The sequence below is a fragment of the Rhodococcus sp. NS-SX18 genome (assembly GCF_057367935.1).
The window spans coordinates 3,625,434-3,649,898 of record NZ_CM170633.1; the positions used below are offsets into that span (position 1 = coordinate 3,625,434).

The window sequence follows — 24,465 nt, forward strand, 5'->3', positions numbered from 1 at the left end:
GCCCCGCACGGATTGTTCCGTGCGGGGCTTCGTGGTTCCCGGGTGCCCGGCTCGCTAGTGAGCGTGACCGTGGCCGTGGCCGGCCTCGGGCTCTTCCTCCGGCTTGTCCACGACGGCACTCTCGGTGGTCAGCACCATCCGCGCCACCGAGGACGCGTTGACGACCGCGGACCGGGTCACCTTGACCGGATCCACGACACCGTCGGCGAGCAGGTCACCGTAGGTGAGAGTGGCCGCGTTGAAGCCGGATCCGGCAGGGGCCTCGGACACCTTGTTCACCACGACCGACCCGTCGAGACCGGCGTTGCCGGCGATCCAGTACAGCGGGGCCGTGAGAGCGGCGCGCAGCACGGCGACACCGGTGGCCTCGTCACCCGAGAGAGAGTTCTCGAGCGCGTCCAGCTCACGGGCGGCCTGCACGAGCGCCGAACCGCCACCGGGCACGATGCCCTCCTCGACCGCGGCCTTGGCCGCATTGACGGCGTCCTCGACACGGAACTTGCGCTCCTTGAGGTCCGTCTCGGTCGCTGCGCCCACCTTGATCACCGCGACACCACCGGAGAGCTTGGCGAGCCGCTCCTCGAGCTTCTCCCGGTCCCAGTCGGAATCGGTGGCCTCGATCTCGCGACGCAGCTGTGCGACGCGGTTCTCGATGTCCTCCTGCGTACCGGCACCGTCCACGATCGTGGTGTTGTCCTTGGTGACCACCACCCGGCGGGCCGAACCGAGCAGGTCGAGACCGGCATCCTTCAGGGTCAACCCGATGTCGGAGTTGATGACGGTGCCGGCGGTGACGACGGCGAGGTCGTCGAGGAACGCCTTGCGGCGGTCACCGAAGAACGGCGCCTTGACCGCGACGGCCTTGAGGGTCTTGCGGATGGAGTTGACCACGAGGGTGGAGAGCACCTCGCCCTCGACGTCCTCCGCGATGATCAGAACCGGCTTGCCGTTCTCGGCGATCTTCTCGAGCAGCGGCAGGAAATCGGGCAGGGAGCCGATCTTGTCGCGGTAGAGGAGGATGACGGCATCCTCGAGGACCGCCTGCTGTGCGTCGATGTCGGTGATGAAGTACGGCGACAGGAAGCCCTTGTCGAACTGGACGCCCTCGGTGACGACGAGCTCGGTCTGCAGCGTCGAGGATTCCTCGACGGTGACGACGCCGTCCTTGCCGACGGTGCTCAGGGCCTCGCCGACCATGGCGCCGATCTCCTCGTCGCGCGAGGAGACGGTGGCGACCTGGGCGATCGCCTCCTTGCCCTGGACGGGGGTGGCGGCGGCGAGGAGCGCCTCCGACACCTTCTCGGCGGCCCGGCCGATGCCGTTGCCGAGTGCGATGGGGTTGGCGCCGGCCGCGACGTTCTTCAGGCCGGCCTTGATGATGGCCTGGGCGAGCACGGTGGCGGTGGTGGTGCCGTCACCGGCGACGTCGTTGGTCTTGGTGGCCACGCTCTTGACCAGCTGGGCGCCGAGGTTCTCGAACGGGTCCTCCAGCTCGATCTCCCGGGCGATGCTGACACCGTCGTTGGTGACGGTCGGGCCGCCGAACGCCTTGGCGAGCACCACGTGCCGCCCACGCGGGCCGAGGGTGACCTTGACGGCGTCGGCGAGCTGATCGACGCCACGCTCGAGTGCCCGCCGCGCGGTCTCGTTGAACTCGATTTGCTTGGACATGTTCTCCGACTACTCCTGGAACGAAGGATCCGGAACGGATTCCGCCCCGGGTCCGAGGCGGAACTCCGGGGCGGAATGCGTGCGGCTTACTTGGCGACGACGGCCAGCACGTCGCGAGCCGACAGGATCAGGTACTCCTGGCCGGCGTACTTGATCTCGGTTCCGCCGTACTTGCTGTAGATGACGACGTCGCCTTCCTTGACATCGAGGGGGATGCGCTTCTCACCCTCGTCGTCCCAGCGGCCGGGGCCGACGGCGACGACGGTGCCCTCCTGGGGCTTCTCCTTCGCCGTGTCCGGGATGACCAGGCCGGAGGCAGTCGTCGTCTCGGCCTCGTTGGCCTGGACGAGGATCTTGTCCTCGAGCGGCTTGATGTTCACGCTCGCCACGATGAGCCCTCCACTTTCAGGGGTTCGATGGTCCGAGGCCTCTGATGGTCCTCGGACAGGGTTTGTTCAGTCACCACGGTGACTCCGCGCGCAGTCCCGTCGTCGCGGGTGCCGGAACACGCTCGGCGTCGACTAGCACTCTATACACGCGAGTGCCAGCGCTCAAGGGCAGTGGGTGCTGAATGCGCTCGTGTCGCCTCGGACGCACCACGACCGTGACCACCGCGCCTCCACCAGGGGCGACCTCCGGTCGAGCGCACCCCGTCCGGAGGCTCCGGACCCACCGCCGGCCGTCGCCCCGCACAGACCCAGCGCGCCTGCAACCGTGGAGACCGAACTGTGACCATTCGTACCCCGGTCGGGTCCCGGTCGCTCCCCCTCTCCGGAAAACGCTCGTTCGGCGCCCGCGCCTACGACGCTCCGCTCGCGCCACCCTCGGAGAGAACGGCTCCGAGCTGGGACGACAGCGGTGGCACGAACGGGCAACCCTCGCCCGGAGCCGACGTCGAGAGCGCCCGGCGGAACAGGCACGCCGCCCTGCGACGGTGCCGGACGGACCAGGATCGGCGCTTTTCGGCGAGCGCTCACACACCCCCGTCTGTTACGTTCGGATAACGGAGACCGAACGCGTGACCATTCGGTGACTTTGCGGCTCGACCGCGTCCCTGTCCGCCGGTCACGCACGGGAGGGGAACTATGCGCACGTCGCTGGGAATTTCCACCGGCGCTTCCGGAGTGGGCTCGGCCCTCGTCGTCGAGGGGCCGGGAGAGCACACCACCGAGTACCGATTTCTCGCCGCCGATCCCGAGGCAGCCGGCGACCTGGGCGACCTCGTCATCGATGCCCTCTCCCTCATGAGCACCCAGATCGACGGGCACGCCGTCCCCGACGCGGTGGCGGTGGCCTATCGAACCTCCGAACACGCAGAGGCGATCCGCTCCGCGTCGGTGCGCGACGGCCACATCGTCCACCTGGTACCGGAGACGACGGCCGTGCTCGCCTACCTGAACAGCACCGGTCTCGTCGACACCGCCGACACCCTCGCCGTCGCCGACCTGGGTGCATCGGGATTCACAGTCTCCGTTGTCGACCGACGTTCCGGATCGATGCTGCGCTCGGCCCGGACCGAGGACGTCGGGGGCGGAGCCGTCCGCGCCCGCGTCTACGACCACGTGCGCCGCCGGATCGGCCGCGCCCGTGGCCGCATCCCGATCGACCCCGCCCTGCTGACGGTGCGCTGCCAGGGCGCACTCGAGGCCCTCGGAGAAGCGTCCACCACCAGGATCGAACTCGGCGACGCCGGCCCGGCGGTGCCCCTGACCCGCACGGAACTCGACGAGATGGTGTCCGACCTCAGCGACACCGCGGCGACATTCACCCGGCGGGTCTGCGACACCGAGCCGCGGCCGCAGATGCTCGCGCTCGTCGGCGGCGCAGCGGCGATGCCGGCTCTCGCCGGCGCTGTGACGTCGGCCTTCGCCGGTCCCGTCGCGGTGGTGCCGGAACCGGCCACGGCAGCGGCCCACGGCGCCGCGCTGCTCGCCGCGTCGTCACGACTGTCCGCCTATCCGTCGGTAGGTGCCTCGGCTCCGACGCCGGGCACCCCCGGCGGCAAGGTCTCGGGTGCCCTCGCCGGGGCGCTGGTCATCGGTGCGCTCGTAGCCGGCTATGCGACCGACCACGTCGCGTCCGACGACACCGCCGTGTCCCCCGCGGGGACCAGCGGCCAGGCCACGACCCAGCCGGCGGCAGCCGTCCCCGACACCGGACACACGCAGATCCCCTCCGAGGATCCCCACGCCGCCGTCACCACGACAGCTCCCGACGACGGCTACCCACGCACGGACACGCCGGTGCCCTATCCGACGCCCACCGTGCCGCAGCCCTCGACGAGCACGCCGGCGACGACCACGCCGTCCAGCACACCGGAATCGACGACGAACGAGCGGCCCGAGTCGCCTGCGGACGTCCCCGGCACCGACCGGCCGTGGCAGTTGCCGGGAACCTTCCCGAGCCTGCCGCTGCCGACCGTCCCGCTGCCGACGCTGCCCGGCACGACGCCGTCGGAGAGCACCACACCGAGCTCGACGCCGTCCGCGCCGACGTCCGAGTTCGCACCGCCCGAGACGACGACCGAGGCCTCCTCGACCGCGGCCCCGGAGGAGGAGGCGCCGAGCACGTCACCGCCGCTCACCGAACCCGCACCGGCCGGCTGATCGCACCCGCCGATCCCCGCAGGATCGGGTCAGACGGGTACCTGGGCGATCTCGACCGGCAGGCCGGGATCGGTGCCGACGGTGAGCGCGGAGGGCTGGGCGCCCCCGGCGATCAGATGCGCTCCCAACGCGGCGATCATCACCCCGTTGTCGGTGCACAAACGCGGCCGCGGCACCCGCAGCGTGATCCCGGCGGCGGCGCAGCGCTCCTCGGCGAGCTCACGCAAACGGGAATTGGCAGTGGCTCCGCCCCCGAGGACCAGCGTGTCCACGCCCATGTCCTGCGCAGCCCGCACCGCCTTCATCGTCAGCACGTCGGCGACCGCCTCCTGGAAACCGGCCGCGACGTCCTCGAGCGGGACCGGTTCGCCGGACCGCTCGCGCGCCTCGACGAACCGCGCCACTGCCGTCTTGAGCCCGGAGAAGGAGAAGTCGTGCCGGGCGTCGCGCGGCCCCGTCATCCCCCGCGGGAACACCACCGCGGTGCGGTCACCGTTCCGTGCGGCCCGATCCAGCGCCGGTCCGCCCGGAAAACCCAGTCCGAGCAGCCGGGCGACCTTGTCGAACGCCTCCCCGGCTGCATCGTCGACCGTGGTGCCGAGCTCGACGATCGGCTTGCGGCCGAGATCCTCGACGTGGAGCAGGTGGGTGTGCCCGCCGGAGACCAGCAGCGCCACGCACGGCGGCATCGGTCCGTGTTCGATCGTGTCCACGGCGACGTGCCCACCGAGGTGGTTGATCGCGTAGAACGGCACGTCCCATGCCGCCGCATACGCCTTGGCCGCGGCGACACCGACGAGCAGTGCGCCGGCGAGACCGGGCCCGATCGTCACGCACACGGCGTCGGGTTCGACGACCCCGGCGGCGGAGAGCGCCCGTCGCATGGTCGGGACGATCGCCTCGAGGTGCGCGCGGGACGCGATCTCCGGGACGACGCCACCGAAGCGGGCGTGTTCGTCGACGCTGGAGGCCACCTCGTCGGCGAGCAGTTCGAGCGTGCCGTCACCGACCCACCGGACGATGCCGACGCCTGTCTCGTCGCAGGAGCTCTCGATCCCCATCACGATCACGACTGTGACTCCTTCCGCCGGTCCGGCCGGCACATGGTGTACGCGTCGGCCCCGCTCGGCTGGTAGTAGCGCTTCCTCGTCCCGACGATCTCGAAACCCTCCCGGCGGTACAGCGCGATCGCTGCGTCGTTGTCGGTGCGGACTTCCAGGAACACGGGACCGCCCCAGACGTCGGCCATCCGCAACAGCTCGGCGAGCAGCGCGCCACCGACGCCGCGGCGCCGCTGTCGTGGGTCCACCCCGATGGTATGGACCTCCGACTCCGGATGAACCGCGGTACCGAGTCGGGCGAGACCGGCGTAGCCGATGAGCCGGCCTTCGTCGTCGCGGGCGGCGACGTAGTGGTTCTGCGGTGCCGCCAGCTCGGCGCGGAACGCGTCGGCGCTCCACGGGTCGTCGCCGGGAAACAGGATCCGTTCCAGCTCGGCGCACCGGGCGACGTCGGACGGTTGCAGCGCGTCGACGAGGGGGCGGGGGTCGTGGGTGGTCATTTCTTCTTCCGGTCCGCCGTCTCCACCGCGTCCGGACGGCGCAGGTACAGGGGCACCAGGGGCTCGGGCTCCACCCCGGCGAGCAGGTCCGCGGCGGCAACCGCGACCAGCCCTGCCGGGGACGGTGTGGCCACCGGATGCGCGGGCAGCTCGAACAGGCCGACGTGGGGGCGGGATCCCGCGATCCGCTGCGACGGCTCCGCCTTCAGATCCGCCGGCCTGCACACCCCCGGACCCTCGATGCGGGCGCCGCCGGAATACCGCGCCCAGTACACCTCGCGGCGACGGGCATCGGTGACGACGAGCAGATCGCCGGCACCGTCGCCGCAGTCGACCGAACCGGAACCGTCGCCGCAGGCGACCGAACCGGCACCGTCCGCGCCGCGGACGTCGGCCGCGATCGCGTCGAGACTGCACACACCGTGCACCGGCACGCCGAGGGCGTCGCCGAAGGCCGCGGCGGTCGCCATGCCCACACGCAGCCCGGTGAACGGTCCCGGCCCGACCCCGACGACGACGGCGTCGAGGTCGGCCGGCGTGTGGCCGGTGGACGACAGACACTCGAGGATCTGCGGGGTCAGCACCTCGGCATGGGCGCGTGGATTGTCCGTGACCCGCACGGCCAACGTCTCGATACCGGCGGTCCCTGGTTCACCGCGATCGTCCACACGGACGAGACCTGCGGTGACGGCGGGGGTGGCGGTATCCACGGCGAGAACGAGCACGAGTATCCAGAGTACCGCCGGGCGCGGCGGTCACCCCACCCAGGACCAGGTGGCGGTGCGCACGTCCGAGTCCGGTTCGCGGCGCAGCCGCACCCGCAGGTGCCGTTCGGTGAGCGTCTCGACCAGTCCCTCACCCCATTCCACGACGACCACGGCGGCGGTCAGGTCGGTGTCGAGGTCGAGAGCGTCGAGTTCGTCGAGGGCGTTCGGTCCGTCCCCGAGGCGGTAGGCGTCGACGTGGATCATTCCGACGGGTTCGCCCTGGGTGCGATCGCCGGGACGATGTTCGCGGGCGATGACGAAGGTGGGCGAGGTGACCCGGCCCTGCACCCCGAGGCCTGCGGCGATGCCACGGGTCAGGGCGGTCTTCCCGGCGCCGAGCGGCCCGTCCAGGACCACGAGATCGCCGGCGTGCAGTTGTTCCGCCAGGCGTCGGCCCAGTGCCTCGGTGTCCTCGACCGTGGGCAGCTCGGCGCTGTGCTCGGTGTGCGTGCCGGCGGCGAGATCGTCACCCAATTGCGGCGCGCCTCCTGCCCGCGTCGTGAGCGAACCCGCGTTGGATCAGCCGGTCGAGCGCACCGACGACGACCTCGGGGAACTCGAGCTGCACCAGGTGTCCGGCGCCGCGGACCCGCTTGAGCTCGACGTCCGGGAGGGCCGCCGCGAGTTCCTCGGAGCCGGAGAACGGGATGATCATGTCGGCGTCCCCGCACAGCACGAGGGCGGGTACCTGTCCCAGCACCGGCAGTGCCGCGGATTCGTCGTGCAGTTCGAGGGTGCGCAGGAAGTTCACGATGGTCAGCACCGAGGTTTCCGCCAGCATCCGGTCGGAGAATTCGACGAGCTTCGGGCTGACCACCGTCCCGTAGGACGCGGCACGCAGGATCGGCGCGATGATCGCCTTGGCGGCACCGCGGGCGTACTGCACGAAGCCCGGCGCGGTACGGGCCAGGTGCCGGAATCCGTCGATCACCGGGTTCTCGAGGTTACGGCCGATGCCGGTCTTGGTCAGACCGGCCGCGGTGGTGGCGAGCAATCCGACTCCGACGATGCGTTCGTCGAACAGCTCCGGACGCTGCGCGGCCAGGGCGATGGTCGTCATTCCGCCCATCGAGTGCCCGACCACGATCACCGGGCCGGTGGGGGCGACCGTGTCGACGACCGTGCCCAGGTCGCGGCCGAGTTGGGCAATGGTGCAGGACTTCGACTTCGGCGCGGTGGATTCCCCGTGGCCGCGCTGATCGTAGAACACCATCCGCACGTCCTTGCCCCAGCGCTCCTGCAGGTGGCGCATCTGCAGGTGCCAGGACTGCATGCGCAGGCAGTACCCGTGCACGAACACGATCGTCAGCGGCGCCAGCGCCGAGCCGACCTCTCGCACGGCGAGTTCGACGCCGTCCTCGGTGCGGACGGTGCGCTTGGGCAGCGCGAGCATCGCGTCGAAGTCTTCTTCGCCGTAGATCTCGTGCGCGGGCAGACCCGCGGTGCGCACCGCGTACAACCCCGCGTTCGAGCCGAGCGTGGCCAGGCTCGCACCCAACAGTCCCAGACTGCCCAACAGCGTCATCGCCGCTCGCCTCCTCCGCCACCGACGTAGGTGCGGACGGTGCGCCCGCCGACGCCGGTGACCACCTCGTAGTTGATGGTGTCCAGCAGCTCTGCCCACACCTGTGCGACAGGCTCGCCGTGACGACCGTCACCGAAGAAGAACGCGGTATCGCCTTCTTTTACTCCGTCCCCGTCCGGTCCGAGATCGACCACGACCTGGTCCATGCACACGCGGCCGAGCTGAGGGCGGCGACGTCCGCCGAGCTGCACCTCGAAGCGGCCGCTGAGATTGCGCCGGATTCCGTCGGCGTATCCCATCGGCAACAGGGCCACGGTGGTGTCGGTGGGCGCCACCCAGCGATGCCCGTACGACACTCCGGACCCTGCACGCACCTTCTTCACCAGCGCCACCCTCGTTCGTAACGTCATCGCGGGACGGAACCCGAAGTCCCCGATCTCGGGGATCGGGGACAACCCGTACATCGCTATACCCGGTCTGACCATGTCGAAACGCAGGTCAGGGCGGGTGACAGTCGCTGCCGAGTTCGACAGGTGCACCACCTCGGGGCTCATTCCGTGGCGGCTCAGATCGGCGACGGCCTCGCGCAACCGGTCCCGCTGGCAGTCGATCTCGGGGTGACCGAGTTCGTCGGCGTGGGCCAGATGGGAAAAGGCGCCGCGCAGCCGGATCGCGCCCTCGGCGTGGGCCCGGCCCAGGTCCTGCAGAAATGCCGGCCATTCGTCGCGTGCCACGCCGTTGCGGTTGAGCCCGGTGTCGATCTTCGCGGTGAGCACCGCGGTCACGCCCGTTTCCCGCGCGGCGGCGACGATCGACGCGAGATGCCGGGTCGACGAAACCCCCAGTTCGACGCCAGCGGTGATCGCGGGTGCGAAATCGGCGTCGACGGTGTGCAGCCACGACAACACGGGCACGTCGATCCCGGCGCGACGCAGTTCGAGTGCCTCGGTCAGGGTCGTCACCCCCAACTCGCGCGCCCCGGCGGCGACGGCGGCCCGCGCGACCGGGACCGCGCCGTGGTTGTATGCGTCGGCCTTGACGACGGCCATCACCGCCGCCTCCCCGGCGAACTCCTGCAGCCGCCGCACGTTCTCGGCCACGGCGTCGAGGTCGATCAGTGCCTCGGCCTGCGGCAGGTCGTGGTGGAGGTGGTTGCGGGGTCGGGGTTCGGCCGTGGTCATGGGTCCCGATCCTGCCACTGCGGGCGAAGTGGCCCGCAGCACGGTCGACGGTGTCGGGTCACGATTCGGCCATGCTCCGCAGACGGCGTACCGCCGCGGGCACCCGGTCGAGGATCGCACTCGCCGACGTCGGCGCCCCGGCAGCGTCGGCGCCCCCGCGCGCGGCCGTGTCCGCGGCGACCGCATGGGCCCGCGCACCGGCTGCGCCGGCGAGGTCCGGGGCCATACCGGCGGACATCAGTGCCCCGATCATCCCGGACAGGACATCGCCCGCCCCGGCGGTGGCCGCCCACGACCCGCCGGCCTCGTTGACGAACACGTGCCCGTCCGGGTTCGCGATCAGCGTCGAGCGGCCCTTGAGCAGCACGTGCACTCCCCAGTCGGCCGCCAGGGCTCGCACCGCCGTCACCCGGTCCGGCTCCGGGCGACGGCCGGTCAGGCGCGCGAACTCCCCGGCATGCGGCGTCAACAGCGTCGGGGCGTCTCGGCCGCGGACCAGTTCCGGCTGCCGGGACAGCAGCGTCAGCCCGTCGGCATCGATAAGGACGGGCAGATCCGTCGCCAGCACCTCACGCAGCGCGTCGGCCGCCTGGTGATCGGTGCCGCCGCCGGGCCCGAACACCCACGCCTGCACGCGACCCGCCTCGGCGAACGACGGCGCGGCCACCACCTCGGGGAACCGGGCCAGCACGACGGGCGCAGCACTGCCGGCGTAGCGGACCATGCCGGACGTCGCGGCCACCGCACCGCCCGCGCAGAGCACGCCGGCGCCCGGGAACCGGGCGCTCCCGGCGACGATGCCCACGACGCCCTGGCTGTACTTGTCGTCGTCGGCGCCGGGCACCGGCCAGATCGCGCCGATCTCGGCCGGCTCGGCCGCCACCAGGTGCGACGGGGGCAGCTCGAGACCGATGTCGACGAGCTCGACCCGCCCACAGTGGGCCGGGGCGAGGACGTGGACCGGCTTGTACGCACCGAACGTGACGGTTACCGCCGCAGTGACGGCCGGTCCGTCCACGGCACCGGTGTCCGGGTCCACGCCGCTCGGGGTGTCCACCGCGACGATCGGCGCGACGATCTGCTCGACGACCGCCGCGGCCGCCGGGCGCAGCGGGCCCCGGCCCGAGATGCCGACGATTCCGTCGAGCACGAGATCCGGGTCACCGATCCGCCCCGGATCGGCCGGTACGAGGCGTCCACCGGCAGCACGCAGCGCCGCGGCTCCCGCTCGATGGGCCCGCTCCGGGTCGAGGAGCAGCGCCGTGACCGCGACCCCGCGACGACGCAGGAACGCGCCCGCCCACAGGGCGTCGCCGCCGTTGTCGCCCGACCCGACGAGCAGGCTGACGCGCCGGCCGGCGACGGACCCGGTACGCGCACGCAGTTCCGTCGCCGCGACCCGGGCGAGCCCGAACGCGGCGCGACGCATCAACGTGCCCTCCGGCAGGGCTGCGAGCAGCGGCGCCTCCGCCGCCCGCACCTGCTCACACGGGTAGTAGCTGCGCATCGGGTCTCCCGGCCGGGGTCGCTATTCCACCGTCACGGACTTGGCGAGGTTGCGGGGCTTGTCGACGTCGTAGCCGCGCGCCTGGGCGACCTCGGCGGCGAACACCTGAAGCGGCACGGTCGACAGCAGCGGCTGCAGCAGCGTCGGCGCCGCCGGGATCTCGATGAGGTGGTCGGCGAACGGCCGCACCGCCTCGTCACCCTCCTCGGCGATCACCACCGTCCGCGCGCCCCGGGCCTGGATCTCCCGGATGTTGCTCAGCAGCTTCGAGTGCAGCACCGCCCGCCCCTTCGGCGACGGCATCACCACGATCACCGGCAGCCCGTCCTCGATCAGCGCGATCGGACCGTGCTTGAGCTCGCCCGCGGCGAAGCCCTCGGCATGCATGTACGCCAGCTCCTTGAGCTTGAGCGCACCCTCGAGCGCCACCGGATACCCCACGTGCCGGCCCAGGAACAGCACCGTCGACGACGACGCCAGCTCCCGCGCCAGCCGCCGCACCGGCGCGACCGTCTCGAGCACCCGCCCGATCAGGTGCGGCATCGCCGCCAGATCGGCGTACTCGCGGGCCACCTCGTCCGGATACTTGGTGCCGCGGGCCTGCGCCAACGCCAACCCCACCAGGTAGTTCGCGGCGACCTGCGCCAGGAACGCCTTGGTCGAGGCCACCCCGATCTCCGGCCCGGCCCGGGTGTAGAGCACCGCGTCGGCCTCCCGGGGGATCTGCGCACCGTTGGTGTTGCACACCGCCAGCACCCGCGCCTTCTGATCCTTCGCGTGCCGCACCGCCTCGAGGGTGTCGGCGGTCTCCCCGGACTGGGAGATCGCCACCACCAGCGTCGACCGGTCCAGCACCGGATCCCGGTACCGGAACTCGCTGGCCAGCTCCACCTCCACCGGCAACCGCGTCCAGTGCTCGATCGCGTACTTGGCCACCAGACCCGAGTGGTACGCGCTGCCGCAGGCGACGACGAACACCTTGTCCACATCGCGCAGCTCCTGATCCGACAGCCGCTGCTCGTCGAGCACGATGCGACCCTCGGCGAAGTGCCCGAGCAGGGTGTCGCCCACCGCGGCGGGCTGCTCCTCGATCTCCTTGAGCATGAAGTAGTCGTGGCCGCCCTTCTCCGCGGCCGCCAGATCCCAGTCGATCTCGAACGGCCGGGTCGCCACGTCGGTGTCCCCGTCGAAGTCCGACACCCGGTACCCGTCGGCGGTGATCACCACCACCTGGTCCTGCCCGAGCTCGACCGCGCGCCGGGTGTGCTCGATGAACGCCGCCACGTCCGAGGCCACGAACGTCTCCCCGTCCCCGACCCCGACCACCAACGGCGTCGACCGGCGCGCCGCGACGATCGTGCCCGGATGATCGGCATGGGTGAACACCAGCGTGAACGCCCCCTCGAGCCGGCGCAGCACCGACAGCGCACTGGCCTCGAAATCCCCCGCGGTCGGCCCCTCGGCATACGCCCGGGCCACCAGGTGCACCGCCACCTCGGTGTCGGTGTCGCTGGCGAACTCCACCCCGGCCTTCTCGAGCTCGGCCCGCAGCGGCGCGAAGTTCTCGATGATGCCGTTGTGCACCACCGCCACCTTCCCCGACGCGTCCCGGTGCGGATGCGCGTTCCGGTCCGTCGGACGACCGTGCGTGGCCCACCGGGTGTGCCCCATGCCGGTGGTCCCGGCGAAGTGCCCGGCCCCGATCTCGTCGAGTTCGGCCTCCAGGTTCGCCAGCCGACCGGCCTTCCGCTCCACGGCCAGACCACCCGCACCGTCCAGGACCGCCACCCCGGCCGAGTCGTAGCCCCGGTACTCCATCCGCCGCAGTGCCTCCACCACGACATCGAGAGCCGGGCGGTGCCCGACGTACCCCACGATTCCGCACATGGTTAGCAGGGTACTGGTCCACGACCCGCCGGTAACAACTCGTCCGTGTCCCCGACGGGTGGCACGCACGAAGCTGATCATCGGCTAACGTTCACGCCGTGGCGGCGAAACCGAAATCCCTGGCCCAGCGGCTCTCGAAGCGCGGACCGCACACGGTATTGCGCGGCAACCTCGCTCTCGCAGGTCAGCCGGGCACCGTCTACACCCCCGCCGAGGGATTCGGCCTACCCGCCGTCGCGTTCGGCCACGGCTGGATGACCGGCCTCGACAAGTACTCGAAGCTGTTCGAGCACCTGGCCTCGTGGGGCATCGTGGTCGCTGCTCCGAGCACCGAACGCGGACCGATCCCGTCGCACCTCGGGCTCGCCGCCGACCTCGGCACCACCCTCGACATCTGCGTGGGTGTGCGCCTGGGTACCGGCCGGATCAGTGTCCACCCCGATCGGCTCGGCCTCGTCGGCCACGGCATGGGGGCGGGAGCCGCGGTGCTTGCCGCGTCCCGACGCGAGGTGGCGGCCGTCGCGGCGCTCTACCCGGCTCCGACGTCGCCCCCGGCCTCGACCCTGGCCGCCCGGGTGCACGCTCCCGGTCTCGTGCTCGCCGCGGAGAAGGACCTCGGCTCGATGGGCAGCGACGCCGTCGCTGTCGCCCAGGCCTGGGGCGGCGAGGTGCTGATGCGGGCCGTGCACAAGGCCACCGACGACGGCATGATCGAGGGCCGGCGCCTGCTCGCCTTCCTCGGCGTCGGGGGCGCACAGCGGAACACCCAGAAGGTCACACGCGCGCTCCTCACCGGATACCTGCTGTACCGGCTCGCCGGTGACAAGACCTACGCGCCGTTCGCCGATCCCGAGGCGGAGCTTCCCGGCTCCGAGGTGCTCACCGAGCCCGACGCGATCGACCGCGAACTCGGCACTCAGATCAACCAGCTTCTCGGACGGTAGAACTGCTCCTCGCCGGACGGCTCCGGCGCGCGCATCGTCCCGGTCCCGAGCTCGAGGGGGTCCCGCACGCGCCGTAGGGCCTCGAGGTGGCAGGCGACCGCTTCCCGGTGCTCAGCGACGATGCGCTCGAACCGTCCGGTCACAGCGGTCCTGCCTCGGCCAGGACCACCCCGTCGCCGGTCTCCTGCTCGGGACCGGGGCCGGCGCGCTCGTCCGCGGCCGGCCCGGTCCGGCGGGCGGTGTCCGCCCGGGGCCCCGGTCTCCCGGCCGGCGCAGGGGGCACTCCACCACCCGGCGCATCCGCCCGCGGAGGCTCGGGCGGCGGCGGTCCCGCCGACGTGCCGGATCCCGTTGCGCCCTGTCCCGCAGTGCCCTGTCCCGCAGTGCCCTGTCCCGCAGTGCCCTGTCCCGCAGTGCCCTGTCCCGGGGCGATGTGTCCCGGATCGTCGACGGGCAGGGGCGGGGCCGGTTCCGTGGCAGTAGTTCCGGGTACGGATGCTTGCGGGTCGGAAGCGTGCGACGGCGGCTGTGCGGGATCCGGCGGGACGGCCGCCTCGACGGCCTCGGACACCTCCCCCACCACCGTCGCGGCCAGGCCGAGGAACGCGCCGGTGAGGTCGCCCACAGCGGTCACGAGCCGTAGTCCCGCCGCGACCAGGTCCGTGGCTGCGCCTCGTGGCGAGCACAGGTCGGTTTCCGGACCCACATCCCGCACAGCCGGATCCGGCGGCGTGAGTGCCGTGGCGAGTTCGGCGAACACCGCCCGCACCGCATGGTCGGTGTCGTCGCACAGTGCGAGGAAGGACTCGACACTCGTCTCCACGCCGGGTCGGTACACCTCGTCACGCCACCGTGCGCACCAGTGCACGACTGCGGCGCGGTCGGGATCCTGGCCCAGGGCCGGATCCCATGTGGCGAGCTGGGTTGCCGTCGGACCGTCCCCGTCCGCGGCCCCGGCCAGGATGACGTCGATCTCCTCGACGGTGCGCCCGCCGACGGTCGTGTCCGCGAATTCTGCGGCCGCCCGGGCCTTCTCCTCGACGACGGCGAACACTGCGGCGGCAGCGTCGGCCAGCGCACGGTGAGCAGCGCCCAGCCGTGCCTGCAGGTCCTCCCCCACCGTCACATGGCGGAGGAGCGCGTCGACCGCACCCGCCGCTCCCTCTCCGGTCCACGCCGTCTCCAGCGCATCGACACAGGAACGCTGCCGCGCGACCTCGGCATCCAGGCCGGTCTCGAGCCGGGCGAAGACGTCGGCATCCACGAGCAGGACGGCCGGGTCCGTGCCGCGCTGCTCGTCGTAGCGTTCCACCAGGTGCGAGTAGGGCGGCACACCGGAGGCGTACCGCTCGACGCGCGGAAGATGCTCGGCAAAGAAGCGCAACCCGACCCGTCCCCCGTCGAGCACCGGGTCGAGCCGGCGCTCGCCCCCGATCACCGGGATACCGTCGGCGGCATGTCGACGCCCCGCAGGGCGGAGTCGGTCTCCTGATCCAGCCACGCGTACTCCCCGGTCGCGCGCCGCAGCGCCGACGCACGCGCGGCCGTCGCCGCCGACCACTCCACCACCGCGCGATGGAGTCCGTCGTAGCACACCTGCACCGCTTCGGCTTCGGACCGGTAGCGGTCGCCGACCGCGTCCGCACCGAAGCCGACAGCGCGGAACGCGTGCGCACGACGTTCCACGTCGCCGGCCGAGTCTGCCAGTCCGTCGGCGACCGACCGGATCAGCGCGCCGTCGAGTCCCATTCCGTCACGCACCGCGCCCCCTCCCTCGTCCCCCGAGGGATTGGACGCAGCGGGCGGCGGATCGGTTCCCCGTCGGTAGAAACGCCTCAGACGGCGGCGACCGCTCCCGCGAGGCGATCGGCGAGCGCGCGGGCCAGTGCGTCGTCGGCGGCCTCCACCATGACCCGCACCAGCTGTTCGGTGCCGGACGGCCGCAGCAGCACCCGCCCGGACTCACCCAGTTCCCGTTCCGCCGCGGCCACCGCGTCGGCGACGGCGGGCGCCTCGGCAACCGCGGTCTTGTCGGACACGGGCACGTTCACCAGCACCTGCGGCAGCGTGCGCATGACCGCGGCCAGGTCCGCGAGGGACGACCCCGTCGCCACCATCCGCTCCATGAGTCGCAGACCGGTCAGCACCCCGTCACCCGTGGTGCCCAGAGCCGGCAGCACGATGTGACCGGACTGTTCACCGCCGAGGCTGAAGGAACCGCGCCGCAGTTCTTCGAGCACGTAGCGGTCGCCGACCCCGGCGGTGACGACGGTGATCCCGGCTTCGCGCATCGCCAGGTGCAGGCCCAGATTGCTCATCACGGTGGCGACGAGCGTGTCGTCGTGCAGTTCGCCGGCCTCCCGCATCCCGAGGGCGAGGATCGCCATGATCGCGTCGCCGTCGACGACGGCGCCGGTCGCATCGACCGCGAGGCACCGGTCGGCATCGCCGTCGTGAGCGAGACCGATGTCGGCGCCGTGCTCGACGACGGCGGCCCGCAGACCGTCCAGGTGGGTCGAACCGCAACCGTCGTTGATGTCGAGCCCGTCCGGTTCCGCGTGCAGCGCGACGACCGTGGCCCCGGCCGCGGCGTACGCGGCCGGCCCGACGTGCGCCGCCGCGCCGTTGGCGCAGTCCACCACCACCGTCAGTCCGGTCAGCGGCGTACGCACCGCCGATGCGAGGTGCGCGAGGTAGCGGTCGGCCGCGTCGGCGGCGGTGCGCACCCGACCGACGCCCGCACCGGTGGGACGTGCGACGACGCCCTCACCGTGCAGCATCGCCTCGATGCGGTCCTCGACGGTGTCGTCGAGCTTGTGGCCACCGGCCGCGAAGATCTTGATGCCGTTGTCCGGCATGGGGTTGTGCGACGCGGAGATCATCACGCCGAGGTCGGCGTCGTAGGCGCCGGTCAGGAACGCGACCGCCGGAGTGGGCAGCACCCCGACCGACAATACGTCGACGCCGGCCGCTGCGAGACCCGCGGTCACCGCGGCTTCGAGCATCTCCCCGCTCGCACGGGGGTCGCGGCCCACCACCGCGACGGGGCGCCGCCCCTCGGCACCGTTCGCCAGCACGGTCGCGGCCGCACCGGCGAGTCGCATCGCCAGTTCGACCGTGAGCTCGGCGTTCGCCAAGCCTCGCACGCCATCGGTACCGAACATCCGACCCATCGAGCAAAGTCCTCCACGTCGAGAAATGCGGCCTGCGCCGCCTGCTGTCGCAAAAAGTACGTCAATGCACGAGAGCAGGCGTCCGGTAGCGAATTCTCTACCGGCGCCTGCTCTCGTGGTCGAACAGGTGCCGAGGCTGACGAGGTCAGCGTCGGCGGCACATCAGCGCTTGGAGTACTGCGGTGCCTTACGGGCCTTCTTCAGGCCGTACTTCTTGCGCTCGGTGGCACGCGGGTCACGCGTGAGGAAGCCGGCGCGCTTGAGCGCGGGACGGTCCTCGGCGGTGACCTCGATCAGCGCGCGGGCGATCGCCAGGCGCAGGGCGCCTGCCTGACCCGACGGGCCGCCGCCGTGCAGGCGGGCGTGCACGTCGAACTGCTCGGTGCGCTCGACCGTGACCAGCGGCGACTTGACGAGCTGCTGGTGCACCTTGTTCGGGAAGTAGTCCTCGATGGTGCGGCCGTTGAGCACGAACTTGCCGGTGCCGGGCACGAGGCGGACGCGGACGACGGCCTCCTTGCGGCGGCCGACGGTCTGCACCGGGCGGTCGAACACGATCGGCGCAGGAGCGACAGCGGCCTCCTCGGCCACGTACTCGTCCGCGGCGACCTCGACGTTCTCCGTGTCGGTGTACTCGTCGCTGTAGTTCTCGTTCACGTTCTCGGTCACTGCGCCACCTGCTTGATTTCGAACGGCACCGGCTGCTGCGCGGTGTGCGGGTGGTTCGGGCCCGCGTAGACCTTCAGCTTCTTCGCGATCGCGCGACCGAGCTTGTTCTTCGGGAGCATGCCGGTGACGGCCTTCTCCACCAGACGGTCCGGGTTCTTCTCCAGAACCTCACCGACGGTGCGGGAGCGGAGGCCGCCCGGGTAGCCGGAGTGGTTGTACAGGAGCTTGTCCTGCTTCTTGTTGCCGGAGACGGCAACCTTGTCCGCGTTGATGATGACGACGAAGTCGCCACCGTCCACGTGGGGGGCAAAAGTGGGCTTGTGCTTGCCGCGGAGCAGGTTCGCCGCCTGCACCGCGAGGCGGCCGAGCACCACGTCGGTGGCGTCGATGACGTGCCACTGGCGGGTCACGTCGCCGGCCTTCGGTGTGTACGTAGACACAGATCTTCCTCGTCTATCGTTTCGCTGCTGGCCCGCGCGCCGTCGATGATCACCCTCGGCGGCCAGTTGGGACCCGAGAAGCGACGTTCGCCGCGCACGAAGCAACGACGACGTACGACACGCCAACGGGACACGATACCGGGGACGCGTCCGCCCGGTCAAAACAGCACTCGGCCCGGTCGAAACAGCACGACGCCCCGGCGGCCTCTCCACCACCGGGACGTCGCTCGTCACTCGTGTCGTCTCAGGCCTGCCACCTCCGTGCCAACTCGGATTCGACGCTGCGCATCTCGTCGTTGCCTCGCGCCACGGCGACGGCGATCTGGTCGAGCAGCAGGTTCAGGTCGGCGGACGCCCGATCCCACTTCTGCTGCGTGACGTGGTACTCGGACCGGGCCTGACCGTCCCAGGTCTGCACCAGCGGTTCGACCTGGGACCTGATCCGGTCGAGCGTGTCGTTCATGCCGCGCTGCAGCCCGACGACGCGTGCATGCAGGTCGTCGATGCCACCGAAGTCCTGCCGGATCACATCGGGTCCACTCATTCGTTCTCCTCGGGTCGGGTCGTGCGGACTGAATCGGGCCCGGGCGGTACCGGACCGGTCGAGGTCAGTAGGTGCCGTGGAGGCTGTCGCCGAGGACGTTCAGCGACTGCGCCTGAGCCTCGACGGTGCCCTCGTACGCCCGGCCGTTGGTGCGGATGCCGGTGACGATCGCGGCCAGTGCCTCGTTGAGTTGAAGGGCACTGCGGTCCCATCGCGACATCACGTCGGTGAACGCCATTCCCGACCGGCCCTGCCATACGTCCGGCGACGACGAGACAGTGGTACGCAGCGCCCCGAGCAACTGTTCGAGTTCTCCGTGGGAGTCCTCGATCTGCCGCGCCGCCGTCTCCATAGTCGCGACGTCGGTCGCCACCCGATTCGAACTGCCCTGCCCTGGTTGCGTCACGCCTGTCTCCTCTGCCGTCCCGCGTTCCGTGTCCCTCCGGACCCCCGTGGCCGAAGCGGTTCGCGCCTACACCGATTGGACGCAGCGCCGCCCGGTCAGGTTCCCTCCTCGGCTAACGAGGTGATCCGCTACGCGACCGTCACCGTGTGAACGGCCTGCTCGCATTCGTTCTTGATGCCTGCCCATTCCCCGTCGAGGAACTGGCATCCGACCGCGACCTGGATGCCGGACTCGACGACGACGAACCAGCGCACGAGCGAGAACTCGTCCGGTGCCTCCACATAGGCGATCACCGGACGGTCCGCGAAGGTGGTGTCGGTATCGAGATCGCGGATCACCCCGCCCCGTTCGGCAGCGCGACGGGCCAGCACCTCCCCCAGGCCGGACAAGTCCAGAGGGCGACGAAGAATACTGTGCACCAATACTATTCGTCGATCATTCCCGCCCACTGGGACGAGTTCGGCACGGTCGGCACCGGCTGGGTCGCGCACCTTCCACCCCTCCGGCAACTCCAGCCGGACGGGCCCGAGCACATGCTGCACCGAAGGAGCTCGCGGCGTAGGAGATCTCGTCCCCGGGGTCGCGCCGGCCGTGTCGCCGAGGGCGGGATCGTCCACGACCTCCCCGTGCAGGTCCGCACGGTGTCCGGCAGTCCACACCAGGCCGACAGCGGTCACGGCCGCAACGACTGCGACGACTGCAATGCCCCGGCGCATCCGGCGGACGGGCCGGGACGCCGGCTCGGTGCGCAGCCAGCGCGGTGCCGCCGCCGCGTCCCCCGGCGGGACGGGAACGGGGTCCGGCACCGCGGCCAGCATCTCGGACGCTGCGACCGGTATCACCCGGATGCCACGGCCGAGCCGCTCGGCGATGCGCTCGCACAGCGGCATTCCGGGTGGCTCGCCCGGACTGCCCGTCACGAGGACGACATCCGGATCGACGGAACCGCACACGTCTCCTATCAGCTCGTCCAGCCGGCGGGCCCCGGTCGGAGAGTCCAGCAGTACCTCGTCGAGGTCGGGATCCCGGGCGAGCCGGTCGACCTCGCCGTCGGGCGCGGTCAGGGCCGTCGCCGTCACACCGGCACCGTCGACCTCCACGACCGCGTACCGCTCGCCGTCGCCCAGCGGCGCGGTGCGGCGCGCGGCGACCGCGGTGGTCACGAGGACGGCGTGCCGCGCGACCTGCCGTGCGGCCGTGTGCAGCTGCGCACGACGACGTTCTCCCCACTCGGTGGGATGCACCACCGTCACGGTGTCGAGATCGTCCGGCGCCCCTGCCGTCGCCGCGGCGTACCCGAGCAGGGCGGCCGGGTGCGCACCGTCGCCCGAACCGGGCCGGGGAACAGCGGCGGGAATCGTCACGGTCCGATCCGCCCACCGTGCGTGGATCCGTCCCGGGACGACCTGCACATGCAGCGCGGGGACGTCGCTCATTGCGGGGGCAGCCAGGCCGTCTGCACGAGCGCCTCCCCGTCGCGCTGCACGAGGATGCCCCGCCCGGGCGGCATCGGGCGCGGACGCACGGTGCCCACGAGTGCACCCTCCTCGCGGTTGCCGCTCATCACGAGACCGGCCGCCGACAATTCCCGCAGCCGCGCGATGACCGGTTCGAAGAGTGCGCGCCCGGCTCCTCCGGAGCGGCGCGCCAGGACCAGGTGCAGCCCGACGTCCTTGGCCTGGGGCAGGTAGTCGAGCAGGGGCGTCAGCGGTGACTGGCTCGCAGCGGAGACGAGGTCGTAGTCGTCGACGACGACGAAGACCTCGGGTCCCGACCACCAGGAGCGTTCCCGCAGTTGCTGCTGAGTGACGTCGGGACCGGGCATGCGCCGCTCGAACACCGCCGCGAGGTCGCGGGACATCGCGGACAACGTGACGGCGGACGGCGCGTATCCGCCGAGGTGGTCCCCCTCCACGACGCCGAGCAGGGTGCGCCGGTAGTCCCCGACGATGATGCGGGCCTGCGCCCCGGTGCGGGACTCCATGAGGCTGCGGCAGATGCCGCGCAGCACAGTCGTCTTCCCGCAACCCGAGTCACCGAAGACGAGCAGATGAGACTGTTCGGCGAAGTCGATCCCCACCGGGGCCAGTTCGGCTTCGTCGATGCCGAGCGGCACGAACAACCGCCGTTGCCCGGACGTGCCGCCGGCCGACCGGTCGCCGAGGGCCGCCAGGACGTCGGCGCGATCGACGAGGTCGGGGAGCATCCGGACGGCAGGGGCGGGGCGGCCAGGTGCAGCCGCGGCGACGGCGGCGACGGCGTCCGCCAGTCCCGCCGTGAGATCGACGGTTTCGGAGCTGCCGTCCACCCGCGGCAGCGCGGACAGTACGTGCAGCCCGTCACGGTCGATGCCCCGGCCCGGTCGGCCCTCGGGCACCGCCGCCGCCTTCTTGCGGCCGTACTCGGAATCGGCGGGATCGCCGAGGCGCAGTTCGAGGCGGGTGCCGAGATGGTCCCGCATCGCCGGTCGTACGTCGCCCCAGCGCGGCGCGGTGAGCACCACATGGATCCCGAAGGACAGCCCCTGGGCGGCCAGCACCGCGACCTGCGGTTCCAGCGTCTCGAAGTCCTGCCGGATGCTGGGCCAGCCGTCGATCACGAGGAACACGTCGCCGAAGGCGTCCACGTCCGCGGCCGGCCCGCTGCCGGCCCGGCGACGACGCAGCTCGGCCATCGACTCGAGGCCGAGTTCGGCGAAACGACCCTCCCGGCGCCGGAGCAGGGCGGACAGTTCGGCGATCGTCCGGCGGACCCGGTCGGCGTCCAGCCGGTTGGCGACCGAGCCGACGTGCGGAAGGCCGGCGAGTCCGGCGAGCGCTCCACCGCCGAAGTCCAGACAGTAGAACTGCACCTGCTCGGGCGTGTGCGTCATCGCCAACGACAGCACGAGGCTGCGGAGCATCGTCGACTTGCCGGCGCGCGGTCCTCCGACGACGACCACGTTGCCTGCCGAGCCCGCAAGGTCCACCACCAGCGGATCCCGCCGTTGCTCGAAAGGGCGGTCCACGATGCCGACCGGCGTGCGCAGGGTGCTCCGCGCCGGCACGTCACCGGTCAGCAGCGAGCGCGGGAGGAGCCGGTCCAGGCTCGGTGCCGCGTCGAGAGGCGGCAACCAGACCTCGTGCGCGGGAGTTCCGTGGCCGCGCACCCGCGCGACGAGGACATCGAGCACGGAACGGCTTTCCTCGGCGGGGACGGGGTCGTCGCCGGGTTCGGCCGGCTCGGGAACGGATTGGGGCTGTGCCAGGGGCACTTCGGCGGTGGTGAACAGCCGCGGCCGGGCGGCTGCAGTGCCGTGCCGGGTCACCGACCGGTCCGAGCGACGGTGCTCGTAGGGCCCGGACACGTAGGCGGCAGCGAACCGCACGATCTCCGCCGAGTCGCACTTGAGATATCCGGCTCCCGGCGACGGCGGCAGGTGGTAGGCGTCGGGAACGCCGAGAACGCTTCGGGATTCGTTGGCCGAGAAGGTCTTCAGGCCGATACGGTACGACAGATGACTGTCGAGTCCGCGTAACCGGCCCTCGTCGATCCGCTGGCTGGCGAGCAGCAGATGCATGTGCAGCGACCGCCCCAGCCGGCCGATCGTGGCGAACAGGTCCGCGAAGTCCGGCTGTTGCGTGAGCAACTCTGAGAACTCGTCCACGACGACGACCAGCGCCGGCAACGGTGCCAGCGCTGCACCGCCGGCGCGGGCTCGTTCGTAGTCGCCCACGTTCGCGAAGTTGCCTGCCCCGCGCAGAAGCTCCTGCCTGCGGTTCATCTCGCCCTCGAGGGCATCCTTCATCCGATCGACCATGGCCAGTTCGTCGGCGAGGTTGGTGATCACCGCCGCGACGTGCGGCGCCGACTCGAGTCCGAGGAACGTTGCGCCGCCCTTGAAGTCGACGAGAACGAGGTTCAGCGAGTCGGGGGCGTGCGTTGCGATCAGACCCAGTACCAGGGTCCGCAAGAGCTCCGATTTTCCCGAGCCGGTGGCTCCGATGCACAGCCCGTGCGGGCCCATGCCACCCTCGGCGGCCTCCTTCAGGTCCAGTTCGACCGGTGTGCCGTCGGTTCCGATTCCGATGGGGATCCGCAACCGGTTGCGTCCCCGCCGCGGCGACCAGGCCCGGCCGGGGTCGAACTGTGCGACGTCGCCGAGCCCGAGCAGATCCTCCCACCGGTCCGGTCGACTCTCACCGGGACCGGACTCGGCGGCCCGGTGGGTGGCTCGGTACGGCGCCAGTCGCCGCGCCGCCGTCTGTGCCTGCGCCACGCTCGCTCCGTCCGGAACCGCGAAGGTCTCCACCCGCTCGCCGGCCCGCGCACCCAGTCGTCCCGTACCGACGACGAGTTCGAGTCCGCGAGAGGCCGCGGCGGGCATCGACGCGCACAGGTCCAGGATCGTGGCGGAGTCGAGTCCGTCGTCGAGGATCCCCGAGCCCGAGCCGGGTACGCCCCCGTCGATCACGATCACCAGTTGGGGCACACCGTCGACCGGGGCCGCATTGCGGACGAATCGTCCGCGCCCCGTCAGCCGGTCGGCGAACGCGGCCTCGAGATCGCGGACGGACCCGAACACGGCGCGGGCGCTGCCCGCCCCGTCGACGAGCTCGTGGTTCTGCACGTGCGGCAGCCACTTGACCCAGTCCCACTCGTCGGCCGTGTCCGGCCCGCACACCACGGCGATTCGCAGCACCTCCGTGCTGTGGAAGGTGCACAGTTGCAGGAGCATCGCGCGCACCAGATCGCGTGCCGCTCGGCGGTCGCCGCCGAACGCCACGGCCGGGAACCCGCGCAGCGACACCGCTGTCGGCAGTGCCGGCACCACCGAGTGCGCGCGCACGAACCGCCGCAGCGACACGGCCGCCACCGGTTCGAGGTCCTCGACGGGACCGGTGTCGGGGGCGATCAGCCGGGTCGCGAGACGTTGCCCGCTGAGCCCGACCCGGACGTGGCAGAAGTCGACGTCGGTTCCGCTGCGTTCCCACATGCGTACCGTCCCCGCGAGCGTCCACAGCACGGCCGGGTCGGGATGCGTCCATTCGAGGGCCCGCCGCTGCCGGTCCGCGGTGTCGTGGACCTCCCGCCGGAGGCCGTCGAGATACCGCAGGTAGTCCTTTCGATCCTCGTCCGCCTCCGCCGCTTTCGCTCCGCCTCCGCGGCTGCCCGCGAACATGCCGACCATCGAGACGACCATCATGAGCGGGAAGACGAGCGACATCGGACTTCGCGCCGCCCCGGAACCGAACATCAGCGCCACCATGCCGATCATCGCCGCGACCATCACGACCGGCAGCAGCTTCGCCAGGAGGTTGCCCGGCGTCGACCGCGGAATCTCCGGCGGGGCCTGCATTCCGACCTCGCCCACCGGTACGCGCGGCACCTCACGCCGCGGCCTGCGCACGAACCGCACTGTACCCACGAACCGCTCAGTGCCCACGAACCGCTCAGTGCCCACGAACCGCTCTGTGCTCACCAACCCACCCCCACCGGCCCACCACGGCAGCCGTCCTCGCGACGGCCGTCCCCCCACGGTCGACGAAGGGTAACGCACACCCGAGAGATCGGCATGCACGCGGACGCGACGGCGTCTGCGCGA

General features: G+C 71.4%; 21 protein-coding genes. 2 read left to right on the forward strand and 19 right to left on the reverse strand.

Going from position 1 to position 24,465, the window contains the following annotated elements; all coding sequences use genetic code 11:
- Positions 1–54: 54 nt before the first annotated feature.
- Together groL and groES are read right to left on the reverse strand one after the other, a co-directional pair.
- Complete coding sequence (groL, locus tag AC2IPW_RS16805; protein WP_289379279.1) at positions 55–1,671, reverse strand: chaperonin GroEL; 1,617 nt, start codon at positions 1,669–1,671, stop codon at positions 55–57.
- A gap of 86 nt (positions 1,672–1,757) precedes the next feature.
- Positions 1,758–2,060: a co-chaperone GroES gene (groES, locus tag AC2IPW_RS16810; protein ID WP_003938034.1), complete on the reverse strand. Its 303-nt coding sequence runs from the start codon at positions 2,058–2,060 to the stop codon at positions 1,758–1,760.
- Between the two features lie 696 nt (positions 2,061–2,756).
- Here groES and AC2IPW_RS16815 point away from each other — a divergent pair.
- Entirely contained in the window at positions 2,757–4,277 is a 1,521-nt protein-coding gene (locus AC2IPW_RS16815; RefSeq protein WP_416061436.1) for an Hsp70 family protein, read from the forward strand.
- Between the two features lie 29 nt (positions 4,278–4,306).
- Here AC2IPW_RS16815 and tsaD read toward each other — a convergent pair whose 3' ends face one another.
- Genes tsaD through glmS form a run of 8 tightly spaced genes read right to left on the reverse strand, consistent with a single transcriptional unit; the run spans position 4,307 to position 12,705 of the window.
- On the reverse strand, positions 4,307–5,347 hold the full coding sequence (gene tsaD, locus AC2IPW_RS16820) for a tRNA (adenosine(37)-N6)-threonylcarbamoyltransferase complex transferase subunit TsaD (protein ID WP_054374434.1): 1,041 nt from the start codon (positions 5,345–5,347) through the stop codon (positions 4,307–4,309).
- Positions 5,344–5,838, reverse strand: a complete 495-nt coding sequence (gene rimI, locus AC2IPW_RS16825) for a ribosomal protein S18-alanine N-acetyltransferase (protein ID WP_003938037.1) — start codon at positions 5,836–5,838, stop codon at positions 5,344–5,346. The genes tsaD and rimI overlap by 4 nt, the downstream gene beginning before the upstream one ends.
- The gene (tsaB, locus tag AC2IPW_RS16830; protein ID WP_003938038.1) at positions 5,835–6,563 is read right to left on the reverse strand and encodes a tRNA (adenosine(37)-N6)-threonylcarbamoyltransferase complex dimerization subunit type 1 TsaB; all 729 of its coding nucleotides are present in this window, start codon (positions 6,561–6,563) and stop codon (positions 5,835–5,837) included. The genes rimI and tsaB overlap by 4 nt, the downstream gene beginning before the upstream one ends.
- Before the next feature lie 30 nt (positions 6,564–6,593).
- The gene (gene tsaE / locus AC2IPW_RS16835; protein WP_054374431.1) at positions 6,594–7,079 is read right to left on the reverse strand and encodes a tRNA (adenosine(37)-N6)-threonylcarbamoyltransferase complex ATPase subunit type 1 TsaE; all 486 of its coding nucleotides are present in this window, start codon (positions 7,077–7,079) and stop codon (positions 6,594–6,596) included.
- The gene (locus tag AC2IPW_RS16840; RefSeq protein WP_416061437.1) at positions 7,072–8,130 is read right to left on the reverse strand and encodes an alpha/beta fold hydrolase; all 1,059 of its coding nucleotides are present in this window, start codon (positions 8,128–8,130) and stop codon (positions 7,072–7,074) included. The genes tsaE and AC2IPW_RS16840 overlap by 8 nt, the downstream gene beginning before the upstream one ends.
- Positions 8,127–9,311: an alanine racemase gene (gene alr / locus AC2IPW_RS16845; protein ID WP_416061438.1), complete on the reverse strand. Its 1,185-nt coding sequence runs from the start codon at positions 9,309–9,311 to the stop codon at positions 8,127–8,129. Before alr ends, AC2IPW_RS16840 begins: the two co-directional genes overlap by 4 nt.
- A gap of 58 nt (positions 9,312–9,369) precedes the next feature.
- Positions 9,370–10,818 carry an NAD(P)H-hydrate dehydratase gene (locus AC2IPW_RS16850; protein ID WP_486375233.1) on the reverse strand — a complete coding sequence of 483 codons (1,449 nt, stop codon included), beginning with the start codon at positions 10,816–10,818 and terminating at the stop codon, positions 9,370–9,372.
- Positions 10,819–10,839: 21 nt separating this feature from the next.
- Complete coding sequence (gene glmS, locus AC2IPW_RS16855) at positions 10,840–12,705, reverse strand: glutamine--fructose-6-phosphate transaminase (isomerizing) (protein ID WP_289379287.1); 1,866 nt, start codon at positions 12,703–12,705, stop codon at positions 10,840–10,842.
- 98 nt (positions 12,706–12,803) lie between these two features.
- On the opposite strand from glmS, the gene AC2IPW_RS16860 reads away from it, so the two are divergent.
- Positions 12,804–13,649, forward strand: coding sequence for a dienelactone hydrolase family protein (locus AC2IPW_RS16860; protein ID WP_289379288.1), 846 nt, complete (start codon positions 12,804–12,806; stop codon positions 13,647–13,649).
- Positions 13,650–13,788: 139 nt separating this feature from the next.
- On the opposite strand, the gene AC2IPW_RS16865 is transcribed toward AC2IPW_RS16860, so the two are convergent.
- From AC2IPW_RS16865 to eccCa, 9 genes are all read right to left on the reverse strand, one after another.
- Positions 13,789–15,087, reverse strand: coding sequence for a hypothetical protein (locus AC2IPW_RS16865; protein ID WP_486375234.1), 1,299 nt, complete (start codon positions 15,085–15,087; stop codon positions 13,789–13,791).
- On the reverse strand, positions 15,084–15,410 hold the full coding sequence (locus tag AC2IPW_RS16870; protein WP_486375235.1) for a hypothetical protein: 327 nt from the start codon (positions 15,408–15,410) through the stop codon (positions 15,084–15,086). The genes AC2IPW_RS16865 and AC2IPW_RS16870 overlap by 4 nt, the downstream gene beginning before the upstream one ends.
- A 74-nt stretch (positions 15,411–15,484) precedes the next feature.
- Complete coding sequence (glmM, locus tag AC2IPW_RS16875) at positions 15,485–16,822, reverse strand: phosphoglucosamine mutase (RefSeq protein ID WP_486375236.1); 1,338 nt, start codon at positions 16,820–16,822, stop codon at positions 15,485–15,487.
- A 162-nt stretch (positions 16,823–16,984) separates the two neighbouring features.
- On the reverse strand, positions 16,985–17,491 hold the full coding sequence (gene rpsI, locus AC2IPW_RS16880) for a 30S ribosomal protein S9 (RefSeq protein WP_003938048.1): 507 nt from the start codon (positions 17,489–17,491) through the stop codon (positions 16,985–16,987).
- A complete protein-coding gene (rplM, locus tag AC2IPW_RS16885; RefSeq protein WP_003938049.1) occupies positions 17,488–17,931 on the reverse strand; it encodes a 50S ribosomal protein L13 in 444 nt (147 codons plus the stop codon). Before rplM ends, rpsI begins: the two co-directional genes overlap by 4 nt.
- Before the next feature lie 244 nt (positions 17,932–18,175).
- Complete coding sequence (locus AC2IPW_RS16890) at positions 18,176–18,475, reverse strand: WXG100 family type VII secretion target (protein ID WP_225223062.1); 300 nt, start codon at positions 18,473–18,475, stop codon at positions 18,176–18,178.
- A 64-nt stretch (positions 18,476–18,539) separates the two neighbouring features.
- Positions 18,540–18,881 (reverse strand): WXG100 family type VII secretion target, encoded by a 342-nt coding sequence (locus AC2IPW_RS16895; protein WP_235157476.1) that lies wholly within the window; start codon positions 18,879–18,881, stop codon positions 18,540–18,542.
- Positions 18,882–19,009: 128 nt separating this feature from the next.
- A complete protein-coding gene (locus AC2IPW_RS16900; protein WP_486375237.1) occupies positions 19,010–20,245 on the reverse strand; it encodes a type VII secretion-associated protein in 1,236 nt (411 codons plus the stop codon).
- 68 nt (positions 20,246–20,313) lie between these two features.
- Positions 20,314–24,288, reverse strand: coding sequence for a type VII secretion protein EccCa (gene eccCa / locus AC2IPW_RS16905; protein WP_486375238.1), 3,975 nt, complete (start codon positions 24,286–24,288; stop codon positions 20,314–20,316).
- Between the last annotated feature and the right edge of the window lie 177 nt (positions 24,289–24,465).

Coding starts and splice junctions, on each gene's coding strand:
- AC2IPW_RS16840 (WP_416061437.1), bottom strand. CDS start 8,130: ATGACGCTGTTGGGCAGTCTGGGACTGTTGGGTGCGAGCCTGGCCACG.
- AC2IPW_RS16890 (WP_225223062.1), bottom strand. CDS start 18,475: ATGAGTGGACCCGATGTGATCCGGCAGGACTTCGGTGGCATCGACGAC.
- groL (WP_289379279.1), bottom strand. CDS start 1,671: ATGTCCAAGCAAATCGAGTTCAACGAGACCGCGCGGCGGGCACTCGAG.
- alr (WP_416061438.1), bottom strand. CDS start 9,311: ATGACCACGGCCGAACCCCGACCCCGCAACCACCTCCACCACGACCTG.
- AC2IPW_RS16850 (WP_486375233.1), bottom strand. CDS start 10,818: ATGCGCAGCTACTACCCGTGTGAGCAGGTGCGGGCGGCGGAGGCGCCG.
- glmM (WP_486375236.1), bottom strand. CDS start 16,822: ATGGGTCGGATGTTCGGTACCGATGGCGTGCGAGGCTTGGCGAACGCC.
- glmS (WP_289379287.1), bottom strand. CDS start 12,705: ATGTGCGGAATCGTGGGGTACGTCGGGCACCGCCCGGCTCTCGATGTC.
- AC2IPW_RS16815 (WP_416061436.1), top strand. CDS start 2,757: ATGCGCACGTCGCTGGGAATTTCCACCGGCGCTTCCGGAGTGGGCTCG.
- rimI (WP_003938037.1), bottom strand. CDS start 5,838: ATGACCACCCACGACCCCCGCCCCCTCGTCGACGCGCTGCAACCGTCC.